At 33.3% G+C, this 11,484-nt stretch carries 9 protein-coding genes; 2 read left to right on the top strand and 7 right to left on the bottom strand.

Going from position 1 to position 11,484, the window contains the following annotated elements:
* Window positions 1-7 precede the first annotated feature (7 nt).
* Both ccoS and OA85_RS10020 read right to left on the bottom strand, forming a co-directional pair.
* On the bottom strand, window positions 8-199 hold the full coding sequence (gene ccoS / locus OA85_RS10025; protein WP_039109622.1) for a cbb3-type cytochrome oxidase assembly protein CcoS: 192 nt from the start codon (window positions 197-199) through the stop codon (window positions 8-10).
* Between the two features lie 117 nt (window positions 200-316).
* Window positions 317-2,752 (bottom strand): heavy metal translocating P-type ATPase metal-binding domain-containing protein, encoded by a 2,436-nt coding sequence (locus OA85_RS10020; RefSeq protein WP_039109921.1) that lies wholly within the window; start codon window positions 2,750-2,752, stop codon window positions 317-319.
* Window positions 2,753-2,862: 110 nt separating this feature from the next.
* Here OA85_RS10020 and OA85_RS10015 point away from each other — a divergent pair, with 110 nt between their 5' ends.
* The gene (locus OA85_RS10015) at window positions 2,863-3,543 is read left to right on the top strand and encodes a Crp/Fnr family transcriptional regulator (protein ID WP_039109920.1); all 681 of its coding nucleotides are present in this window, start codon (window positions 2,863-2,865) and stop codon (window positions 3,541-3,543) included.
* Window position 3,544: 1 nt separating this feature from the next.
* On the opposite strand, the gene OA85_RS10010 is transcribed toward OA85_RS10015, so the two are convergent.
* The 4 genes from OA85_RS10010 to def all read right to left on the bottom strand — a co-directional run bounded on the left by OA85_RS10010 (window position 3,545) and on the right by def (window position 7,243).
* Window positions 3,545-4,993, bottom strand: a complete 1,449-nt coding sequence (locus OA85_RS10010) for an APC family permease (protein WP_039109621.1) — start codon at window positions 4,991-4,993, stop codon at window positions 3,545-3,547.
* 228 nt (window positions 4,994-5,221) lie between these two features.
* Complete coding sequence (gene mazG, locus OA85_RS10005; protein WP_039109620.1) at window positions 5,222-6,004, bottom strand: nucleoside triphosphate pyrophosphohydrolase; 783 nt, start codon at window positions 6,002-6,004, stop codon at window positions 5,222-5,224.
* An 81-nt stretch (window positions 6,005-6,085) separates the two neighbouring features.
* Window positions 6,086-6,565, bottom strand: a complete 480-nt coding sequence (locus OA85_RS10000) for a DUF5606 domain-containing protein (RefSeq protein ID WP_039109619.1) — start codon at window positions 6,563-6,565, stop codon at window positions 6,086-6,088.
* 90 nt (window positions 6,566-6,655) lie between these two features.
* Complete coding sequence (def, locus tag OA85_RS09995) at window positions 6,656-7,243, bottom strand: peptide deformylase (protein WP_039109618.1); 588 nt, start codon at window positions 7,241-7,243, stop codon at window positions 6,656-6,658.
* A gap of 196 nt (window positions 7,244-7,439) precedes the next feature.
* Between def and OA85_RS09990 the strand changes: the two genes are divergently transcribed.
* A complete protein-coding gene (locus tag OA85_RS09990) occupies window positions 7,440-9,650 on the top strand; it encodes an FUSC family membrane protein (protein ID WP_039109617.1) in 2,211 nt (736 codons plus the stop codon).
* 267 nt (window positions 9,651-9,917) lie between these two features.
* Here OA85_RS09990 and OA85_RS09985 read toward each other — a convergent pair whose 3' ends face one another.
* Complete coding sequence (locus tag OA85_RS09985) at window positions 9,918-11,414, bottom strand: malate:quinone oxidoreductase (RefSeq protein WP_039109616.1); 1,497 nt, start codon at window positions 11,412-11,414, stop codon at window positions 9,918-9,920.
* Window positions 11,415-11,484: the final 70 nt, after the last annotated feature.

Below are 11,484 nucleotides of genomic sequence, written 5' to 3'. Positions count from 1 at the left end.
GATTCAATTACTTCTCATCTTGTTTTTCGGGTCGCTCTTCTTTTTGGGTTGATTTCAAAAGCTCATCGTCAAAAAGCATTCTGACTGACGGTGTATAATCATCATCATATTGACCGGTTTTTACCGCTCTTATAAAAGCAATAAAAAACCCTATCGCGACTATTATACTGATGGAGATTAATAAATAAATGACACTCATACCTTAATTTGTGTTAACAAAGTTACTTTTACGTTTTGTAGTAAAATATGACATTTGTCATACTTCTTGTTTTATGTTAAAAACATGTGAAAGCGCAGTTCAAAAACTTATATAATTCTATTTTTTATTTGCGTAATAGCTGCTCATCACAGTCACAAAACTTACAATAGTTATTGTGCTCAAAGGCATAATGATAGCCGCTACCAAAGGCAATAAATTTCCTGTAATCGCAAATGACAATCCAACCACATTGTATAAAAGTGAAAGCGTAAAACTCATCTTTATGGTTGTTATCGCATTTTTAGAAAGCCTCAAGAAATAGCTTAATTTTTGAAATTGACTAGCATCCAGAATAGCATCACAAGCCGGTGAAAAAACATTCACATTTTCAGAAATTGAAATTCCTACATTGCTTTGCGCCAAAGCTCCGGCATCATTCAATCCATCACCCACCATCATCACATTTTTGCCTTCTTCTTGTAATTTTTTAATGAAATCTAATTTTTCTTCCGGTTTTTGATTGAAGATTAATTCCGTGCCTTTGGGCAAAAGGTTTTCTAATGTTGCTCTTTCCCCTTCATTATCGCCAGATAAAACCTTAATTTGATACTTACTGCTTAGATTTTTGAAAAGTTCTTCTAACCCTTCTCTATATTGATTGTTGAAAATAAATTTTCCATAATAAATACCGTTAATTTTTATATGGACAGAGGTATTCCCCTCCCCAACCCTCCCCGAAGGGGAGGGAGACGAGACAGATAAAGGAGGTACGCAAAATTCTGCCGAACCAATTTGAATTATATTCCCTTCTATTTTTACTTTAATTCCTTTCCCTGTAATCTCTTCAAAATCATCTATTTTTAATCTTTTCATTTCAGGTAAAAAGTCATACAGCATTCTACTCAATGGATGGTTTGATCCACGAAGTGCGTTTTTTATCAATATTAAATTTGTATCTGTCTCTACTTTTTTTTGCTCCCCTCCTTCGGAGGGGTTGGGGGAGGATTCATAGGAAATATTCGATTTTTTATTAGTTGTAATAGTTCCCGTTTTATCAAAAACTATAGTGTCAACTTTAGCTAATTGTTCAATAACTAAAGCGTTTTTGAGGTAGAATTTCTGTTTTCCTAAAATTCGCAATACGTTTCCAAAAGTAAATGGGGCCGTCAATGCCAATGCACATGGGCAAGCAACAATCAATACCGCTGTAAACACATTAAAAGCAACATTAGCGTCAATAGAAATCCAATATCCAAATCCAACAAACGCAATTAATAAAAGTATGGGCGTAAAATAGCGGCTAATTCGATCCGTAATGGTTTTGTGTTTTTGTTCTACATTTTTTTGGAACACATCATTACTCCACAACTGTGTCAAATAGCTTTGTGAAACCGAATGTAAAACCTCCATTTCTATTACTTTACCTATTTGTTTTCCTCCTGCAAATACTTTATCACCTGATTGTTTGGTAATAGGAACCGCTTCTCCAGTAACAAAGCTATAATCGATTTCTGCTTTTTCAGAAATTAAAATCCCATCAACAGGAATTAATTCTTGGTTTCTAATGAGTAATCGGTCGCCTTTTTGAACTTCATAAATCGCTACACTTTCTTCAGTAGTATCGGTATTAATCTTGGTAATTGCTATTGGAAAATAAGATTTAAAATCTCTTTCGAAACTCAAAAAACTATAGGTTTTGATTTGGAACATTTTACCCAAAAGCATAAAGAAAATCAATCCTGTTAAGCTATCGAAGAATCCAGATCCGTAATTCATAAAGATGTCAAACGTACTTCGCACAAACATCACAATAATTCCCAAAGCAATAGGAATATCGATATTGAGCATTTTAGATTTAATACTTTTATACGCCGAAACATAATAGCCACTGGCTGAATAGAAAAAACTGGGTAATGATAATATAAAAATGGCTCCTCTAAAAAAATCTCGGTATTGGTCTAGCCAAAATTCTTTAACTTCAAAATATTCTGGAAATGAAAGCAACATTATATTTCCAAAACAAAAGAAGGCAACACCTAATTTATACGTTAAACTTCTATCGACATTATTAGTTCCCGTTTCATAGTTTTCAAGACTTATGTAAGGTTCATAACCAATAGAACTCAATAAATAAACAATAGCTTTAATAGAAACAACTTCGGGATTGAAAGTGATTCGGACTCTTTTTTCAGGAAAATTAACTTGAGAAGTGTTTATTCCTTTTTGAAGACGCTGTAGATTTTCCAAAATCCAAATACACGAGCTACAATGTATATGAGGAATACTAAGTGAAATAATAGCGGTTGAATTTTCTTCAAATTCCAAAAGTTTGGATACAATACTCTCATTATCTAAAAAATCATATTTACCATTAATTTCTTGCGGGGTTGCTCCAGGGGATTTTTCAAAATCATAATAACATGTCAAATCATTGAGGCTAAAAATCTCGTACACGGTTTTGCATCCGTTGCAACAAAAATTTTTGGCATCAAAAATAATTTCATCTTCTTTTATAATATCTAATCCACAATGGAAACAGTTTTGTGTGTCCATAAATTTGCTCATTTTACCTGAAACAAAGGTGACAAATTGAATGAGTTAAAAATATGATATATGTCATATAAATGTCTAAATTTGTAATAGATTTAAAATACCTTCCAATTATGAGCAAATGCGAACAATGTATCGTTAGAGAATTTAGCTCTTTAAAAGCACTTACTAAAAACGAATTACTACAACTTTCTGACTGCAAAACATCTCACACTATTAAAAAAGGGGAAGTGATTTTTGAAGAAGGTGAAAACGTCAATGGTATCTATTGTGTTAAGGATGGTATTTGCAAGCTCACAAAACTGAGTCCAAATGGTAAGGATCATATTGTAAAATTGGTAACTAAAGGAGAATTATTAGGTCAACGTTCCATGATTAGTGACGAACCTGTAAATCTAAGTGCTGTTGCTCTTGAAGACATGGAGGTTTGTTTTATTCCAAAGTCGGAAGTAATGGGATACTTTGATAAGAACAATCAGTTTTCAATGAATGTAATGAAAACCATTTGTGGAGATTTAAAAGAAGCAGATGATCACATGGTCAATTTAGCCCAAAAAACTGTCAAAGAAAGATTAGCGGAAACGCTTCTTTATTTACATGACACCTTTGGGAAAAATGAAGATAATTCTTTAAAAATCCAACTTTCAAGAGATGAATTAGCCAGTATGATTGGTACTGCCACAGAAAGCTGTATTCGATTATTATCTGATTTTAATAAACTAGGACTGATTGAATTGACTGGTAAAAAGATAGTTTTGAAAGAAATCAACAAACTAAAAAAACTGGCTGAATAACTTAATCCTTTTTGTTCATTACAAAATAATAAACTGGAATTCCCAAAGCCACAATACACAATCCCAATCCCGTATTGAACGTATCATAAATCAATAAGGTAAGACAAATCGCCATAGTGACCACAATATAAAGTGCCGGTACAAATGGATAACCAAACGCTTTATAAGGTCTATCTGCATTTGGTTCTTTTTTTCTAAGGATAAAAACACCTAAAATTGTCAATATATAAAACAATAACGACGCAAAAGTCGCATACGTTAATAAGTCCCCAAATTTTCCCGAAATACAAAGCACACAAGCCCAAATACATTGTACCCATAATGCTTTGGCAGGAACTTGGTTTTTATTTAATTCCGTTGCTTGCTTAAAAAATAATCCGTCTTTTGCCATTGCAAAAAACAATCTTCCTCCCGAAAGAATCAAGCCGCTATTACACCCAAAAGTAGATACCATGATTAACGCAGCCATCACAAAAACACTAACATTTCCCATAATCATACTTGCTGCAGCTGCCCCAACTCTATCATTACTGGCAAACATGATTCCGTTACTGGCAATATCAGTTGCATTTGGTGTTCCGTGCATCGGTAACAAAGCTAAATAAGCCAGATTTGCCAAAACATAAATAACGGTAACAATCAAGGTCCCAAGAAACAAACTTCGTGGAATATTCTTTTTGGGTTCTTTGATTTCTCCTGCAATAAAAGTCACATTATTCCAAGCATCACTAGAAAATAACGAATTGATTATTGTGGCTCCTGCAGCGCCTAAAAGTGCCATTCCCGCTAATTTTGTGACCGTAATTGTTCCGTCAGGATTCACAACTGTTTTGCTGGCTTCCCACATGTTTGTGAAATTATTGGATAAAACATCTGTTTGTAAACCAACATACAATCCCAAAATAATCAATGCAAATAGCGCTATTAATTTAGCCGAAGTAAGAACCAATTGAACCGTTTTTCCACTTTCTACTCCTTTCGTATTAATATACGTAAGCAATAGTATACTCGAAATCGCCAATACTTTTTGGTACGAAAAAATAAAACTAGCGCCTATTTTAAAAAGTGTATGGTCTAAAACAGGAAAAAAAATAGCCGCATAATTAGCAAAAGTAACTGCAATGGCTGCAATAACTCCCGTTTGAATTACCGTAAAAACTGTCCAGCCATAGAGAAAGGAAACTAATCTTCCATAGGCGCGTTGAATATAAACAAATTGTCCGCCCGCATTAGGCATCATTCCTGCTAATTCACCATAACTCAATGCTGCAGCAACTGTTATAATACCAGTAACTAACCATATAACTAATAACCAAGCAGCAGAACCAATATCTCTTGCCATTGCCGATGTAACAATAAAAATCCCTGAGCCTATCATGGAACCGGCAACTAAACTGGTGGCATCTATTAATCCTAAAGAACGTTTTAACTCGGTTTTATTTTCTGGCATTGGGTAATTTTAATTATTTAATACTGAACGTTATAATTTTTTTGCTTCTTCCCAAAATTGAGTTATTTGGAAATCATAGATTTCCAATTCCTATTTATTAGGAAGACGCTTCACTTCTTCCCAAAATTGAGTTATTTGGAAATCATAGATTTCCAATTCCTATTTATTAGGAAGACGCTTCGCTTCTTCCCAAAATTGAGTTATTTGGAAATCATAGATTTCCAATTCCTATTTATTAGGAAGACGCTTCGCTTCTTCCCAAAAAACATCCATTTCAGCAAGGGTCATATCCATTAATGGTTTCCCCAATTCTCCCGCTTTACTTTCTAAATATTGAAAGCGTTTAATGAATTTTTTATTGGTGCGTTCCAAAGCATCTTCGGGATTTACGTTAAGAAATCGGGCATAATTGATCATCGAAAATAAAACATCTCCAAATTCGGCTTCAATTTTATCCTGATCTCCAGCTTCAACCTCAACTTGCAATTCCTCCAATTCCTCTTGAACTTTGTCCCAAACCTGATGGGATTCTTCCCAATCAAACCCTACTCCTTTAACTTTATCTTGAATTCGACTTGCTTTTACTAATGCAGGTAAACTTTTTGGAACACCTTCAAGAACGGACTTTTTACCTTCTTTCAGTTTTAGTTTTTCCCAGTTTTGCTTTACTTCTTCTTCATCCTTCACCACTACATCACTATAAATATGAGGATGACGATGAATTAACTTTTCGCAAATTTCATTGCAAACATCGGCCATGTCAAAATCGTTTGTTTCGCTTCCTATTTTGGCATAAAAAACAATATGCAATAACAAATCACCTAACTCCTTTTTGACTTCGTTTAAATCATTATCTAAAATAGCATCTCCTAATTCGTAAGTCTCTTCAATAGTAAGATGACGTAAAGTTTGCATAGTTTGCTTTTTGTCCCAAGGACATTTTTCTCGCAAATCATCCATAATATCTAATAATCTTTCGAAAGCTTGCAACTGGTCTTTTCTTGAATTCATATTGAAATGGTTTTTTGTAAAAATAAAAAAATCCTGTCCAGAAAATGACTGAACAGGATTAAATATTATTTAAAATTGAAATTACTCTTTTTTAGCTTTTGCTTTTTTTGCAGGAGCTTCAACTGCTGGTGTTTCTTCTGTAACCTCAACTTCTTCTGCAACTGCAGCAGCCGATGTTTCGTCAGTAACTAACCCTTTTGCTTGAAGCATATTATACCAATTCAAGATTTTCTTTACATCAGAAGGATATACTCTTTCTTCATCATAATCTGGCAAAATTTCTTTAAAATAAGCTAATAAAACCGCATTATCTTCTTTATGTGAAATTGCTTGGCCTTTGTTCTCTTTATCAGCAATTTTTTGCATGATTTCAGCTAACGGTTTTTCGCCTTCATACGTATAAATAGAAATCTCAGACAATAAACTCACATTACTTTTTAAATTAACTGTAATTTTTTTTCCGTCCAATAATGATTCCGCAACAAACCCAGTACGCGTTTGTACTCTTAATACGTATAAGCCCGGTTTCCCAGAAATGGCTAATATTTTTTCTAAATTCATGTTTTTTTTGTAATTATTTATTAAGAATTTGACTTATTTTTTTTCATTTAAAACCAAAAATCATACCAAGATAAGGCTATAAATGGGAATTTACCTTCCTTTTTTACCAAAAAATTTCATTCGATACTCTTGGAAAGTTTTACCTTCTAAGATGTTTTTAAGCTTCTTCTGGATCAAACGTTTTTTCAAAGATGAAATTTTATCTGTAAACAAAATCCCTTCAATGTGATCGTATTCATGTTGGATTACTCTGGCGATTAATCCGTCGAAAACTTCTGTTTTCATTACAAAATCCTCTTCACAATACTCAATAGTTATAGTTGGATTACGATACACATCTTCACGAACATCAGGAATACTTAAACATCCTTCATTAAAGCTCCATTCTGTACCTTCTTCTTTTATCATTTTTGCATTGATAAAAGTTTTTTTGAATCCTTTCAATTCCTGTTGTTTAGCATCTTCTAAATCTTCATCATCACTAAAAGGAGTCGTATCGATTACAAATAAGCGAACTGCCAATCCTACTTGCGGTGCAGCAAGTCCCACACCATAGGCGTTATACATCGTCTCGTACATATTGGCAATCGTTTCTTTCAAGTTTGGATGTTCCGGTGTAAGAACTTCTCCTACTTTTCTTAAAACAGGATCACCATATCCTATAATTGGTAAAATCATTATTGTTGTATTAAGTATTATCTACTGTAAATCTGAATATGTCTCCATTTAATTCAGTCTGCAAAAATAGTAAAAAAATAGACAATGAATAATCCTCCATTGATAATTAGTGTTTTTTTACAATTAAGTTCAAAACACATCTCTTTATCCTTTGAATAATTCGTACAATTCTTACCTTTGTTAGTAATCCAATTATATGATTTACAGAATCCGAAAATTTACAGACAGCACTTATTTCAATAATGCCTTAAAGGTAACAATAGCGGCAGTCATTCCTGTTTTATTGTTTTCTTTTCTTGGTAATTTTGAAATGGGATTTACTATTGCACTGGGAGCTTTTTTTACCTATCCAAGTGATATTCCAAGTAGTTTAAAACATAAAATCAATGGTGTTCTGGTTACTGCTTTTCTAGTTGCCGGTCTCAATTTGTTAGTGAATATTATGCATCCCTATTCTTGGGTTTTTTATCCATTTTTAGCGCTATTGATTTTCTTGATATCCATGCTTTCTGTATATGAAAAAAGAGCTACGGCAGTTTCTTTCTCCGCGTTACTTGCCGTTTCATTGGCGTTTGCACATTTGCATACCGGTTTGGAAATGATTGAATATTCAGGATTAATTCTCGTAGGTGGTTTATTTTACCTTCTAATTTCACTTATTTTCCATTATTTGAGCCCTCATCGTTATATCGAATTAGAAATTGCTGAATGCATCAAACTAACGGCTAAGTATTTAAAACTAAGAGGGGATTTATGGACCATTAATGCTGATAAAAAAGCAATTATTGAAAAACAATTACACCTTCAGGTAGAACTAAATACCATTCGACAAAACATTAGAGAAGTGCTAATCAGTAGTCATACTACCTCCGGTTCTTCTAATCAAAACCGCAAGATGCTTATTGTTTTTATTTCATTGATAGAAATTTTAGAACTTGCCTTATCCACTTCTTTCGACCATGATAAGCTACATCAAAAATTTGACGATCATCCAAAGGTATTATTAACCTATCAAAGCTTAGCATACAATCTTGCAGCAAGTTTAAAACAAGTATATAAAAGTGTACAAAACCGAACTAAATATGTTTCTAAACATAATTTACTTGGAGATTTAAATGCTTTACAAATTGCAATCACAGAATACGAAAATGATTTAGGAAAAATTGCCGCTTCCGAAGGTGTTTTTATGCTCACAACTATGCTTCAATACGGCGAAAAACAAGTTGAAAAAATAAAAATTGTAGAACGCGCATTCACCTTAGCTATCAATTCATTGGATTTTAAAGGAAAGGACAAAGACTTAGAAAAATTTCTAACACCGCAGTATTATCCTTTGAGCACTCTGATTGAAAATCTTAGTTTCTCCTCAACGATTTTTAGGCATTCACTGCGATTAACCATAACTATTTTGATTGGTTTTATCATTGGTAATGTACTGCCTTTTCACAACGTATATTGGATTTTGTTGACTATCATCGTAATCATGCGACCTGGATATGGTTTAACCAAACAGCGTTCTTTCCATCGAATTTTCGGTACCATTTTAGGCGGATTAATTGCATTTGGAGTTCTTACATTCATCCATAACAGTATTGTAATCAGTATATTTTCTATTCTTTGCATGCTTTTGGGATTTTCCTTTACACAAACAAATTATAAAGTCAGTGCAACGTTTGTGACGATGTATATTGTTTTTATTTATGGAATACTAACTCCAAATATTAGTGATGTGATTCAATATAGAATTCTGGATACTATTGTTGGGGCAGCATTAGCTTTTTTTGCCAATCACTTTTTATGGCCTTCATGGGAGTTTTTAAATATTCCCATTTATTTGGAAAAATCCATAAAAGCAAATGAAAATTACCTGAAGGAAATCTCTATTTTATATAACAAGAAGGGGACTATTTCCACTTCATACCGATTAGCCAGAAAGAATGCTTTTATCGAAATAGGTAATTTAATGGCTTCTTTTCAAAGAATGATTCAAGAACCAAAATCTAAACAAAAACAACTGCCACAAGTATATAAACTGGCCATACTCAACCATTCCCTACTTTCCTCTTCAGCTTCCTTGGGAACTTATATTCAATCGCACAAAACGACATCAGCTTCTGAGGCATTTAATGTTGTGGTTGATACCGTAATTAAAAACCTGGATAACGCTATTTCTCTTTTGAAAAATGATTCAGATATAAAAGAAAGCCTTCCAAAAGAAGATTTAGCCATGCGTTTTACGGAGTTAAAAAACATTAGAGAAAAAGAATTAAAAGCAGGAATTCCCATTGATGAAGAAGCATTTCAATTGAAAATGCAGGAAGCACAATTGGTTATAGAACAATTAATCTGGTTGACTAATTTATCCGAAAACATAGTAAAGACTACAAAAGAATTAATGCAATCTTAAAACTAAACCACTATGAACTGAAAGTCCATAGATTTGGTAAGCAAACTGAAAGTCTACACAGTTGCAAACCAAATATTAGCCACGAATTTCACCAATTAGCACAAATTAATTAGTGGAAATTCGTGAAATTCGTGGCGAAAAATTTTTAGAAGCTAAAGCGAAATGCACTAAAGTGCATAGTTTTAAACTATAATTTGAGACCAATAAAAAGCGCTGGAATTAGATTAAATATCTAAAAACCAGCGCTTTTATTTTATTGTAAAATATCTAATTATTCAATTTTAGAATTTCAGCAGTATCTTTTCTAATTTCGGTTAATAAAGTTGGATTATCGTTCAAAGCCTGACCATAAGACGGAATCATTTTTTTTAATTTTTCCTGCCATTCCGGTGTTTCAATTTCTTCTTTAAAACATCTTCCTATCAAATCTATCATAATCGAAACTGCAGTCGAAGCTCCAGGAGAAGCCCCCAGTAAAACGGATAATGAACCATCAGCTGTTGTGATTACTTCAGTACCAAATTCTAATATTCCACCTTCTTTTTCGTCTTTTTTAATAACTTGTACGCGTTGTCCTGCTCGTTCTAATTTCCAGTCTTTAGATCTTGCACCCGGAACATATTCTCTTAACGCATTAATTCTATCTTTTGGTGATTGACGCACTTGCTCAATCAAATATTTCGTAAGTGGAATATTTTTAATCCCAGCAGCAATCATAGGAATGATATTATCTGGTTTTATAGATAATGGTAAATCAGAATACGATCCATTTTTTAAAAATCGAGTAGAAAAACCTGCGAAAGGTCCAAAAAGCAATGCTTTTTCTCCATTTATCATTCGGGAATCAATATGTGGCACAGACATAGGTGGCGCACCAACACTGGCTTTACCATATACTTTAGCCTGATGTTTAGCAATCACTTCTGGATTGGTACATTTCAGCCATTGCCCACTTACCGGGAAACCTCCAAAACCTTTTCCTTCAGGAATATCTGCTTTTTCTAACAATGGTAATGAACCACCACCAGCTCCTATAAAAACAAATTTAGTATATGCTTTTCGCTTTTGACCTGTAGCCAAATCTGTAATTTTTATTCTCCACGATTTATCCTCGCGCTGTTTCAATTTTTTAACTTCGTGATGAAAATGCATGGTAACACCATCTAATTGTGTTAAATAGTTGAACATATTTCTGGTTAATTCTCCAAAATTTACATCCGTCCCAATTGCCATTGAAGTTGCAGCAACTTGATCTGTATCCTTTCTTCCTTCCATAACCAAAGGCATCCATTCCTTTAACTGAGAAAAATCAGTACTAAAAAGCATTTCTTTAAAAAGTGGATTGGCATGTAATGCTTCATATCTTTTTTTAAGATACGCTACATTTTTCTCACCCCAAACAAAACTCATGTGTGGAATACTTTTTATAAAATTTTCAGGGGATGAAACTTTTTTCTGTTGGACTAAATAAGCCCAAAATTGACGGGATACTTCGAAAGATTCCGCAATACTGATTGCTTTTTTAGGACTGATACTGCCATCTTCACTTTCAGGAGTATAATTAAGCTCACAAAAAGCAGAATGTCCCGTACCGGCATTATTCCATGCATCGGAACTTTCGGAAGCTGCAATATCTAATCTTTCGTAAATTTCAATTTTTATATCCGGTTGTAATTCTTTTAGGATTAAGCCAAGTGTGGCGCTCATTATTCCAGCTCCTATAAGAACTACATCACTATTTGAACGAATGGTTGTATCAGGCATAACAAAATTTTAAAGCGCAAAGATACTTCATAAAACCATAAAAATTATAACAAATAATTGTTAAAAAGTA

This window comes from Flavobacterium sp. AED (genome assembly GCF_000812945.1).
Lineage (GTDB): Bacteria > Bacteroidota > Bacteroidia > Flavobacteriales > Flavobacteriaceae > Flavobacterium.
This window is presented reverse-complemented; position numbering and strand designations above follow the sequence as displayed.

Coding starts and splice junctions, on each gene's coding strand:
- ccoS (WP_039109622.1), bottom strand. CDS start 199: ATGAGTGTCATTTATTTATTAATCTCCATCAGTATAATAGTCGCGATA.
- OA85_RS10020 (WP_039109921.1), bottom strand. CDS start 2,752: ATGGACACACAAAACTGTTTCCATTGTGGATTAGATATTATAAAAGAA.
- OA85_RS10015 (WP_039109920.1), top strand. CDS start 2,863: ATGAGCAAATGCGAACAATGTATCGTTAGAGAATTTAGCTCTTTAAAA.
- OA85_RS10010 (WP_039109621.1), bottom strand. CDS start 4,993: ATGCCAGAAAATAAAACCGAGTTAAAACGTTCTTTAGGATTAATAGAT.
- mazG (WP_039109620.1), bottom strand. CDS start 6,004: ATGAATTCAAGAAAAGACCAGTTGCAAGCTTTCGAAAGATTATTAGAT.
- OA85_RS10000 (WP_039109619.1), bottom strand. CDS start 6,565: ATGAATTTAGAAAAAATATTAGCCATTTCTGGGAAACCGGGCTTATAC.
- def (WP_039109618.1), bottom strand. CDS start 7,243: ATGATTTTACCAATTATAGGATATGGTGATCCTGTTTTAAGAAAAGTA.
- OA85_RS09990 (WP_039109617.1), top strand. CDS start 7,440: ATGATTTACAGAATCCGAAAATTTACAGACAGCACTTATTTCAATAAT.
- OA85_RS09985 (WP_039109616.1), bottom strand. CDS start 11,414: ATGCCTGATACAACCATTCGTTCAAATAGTGATGTAGTTCTTATAGGA.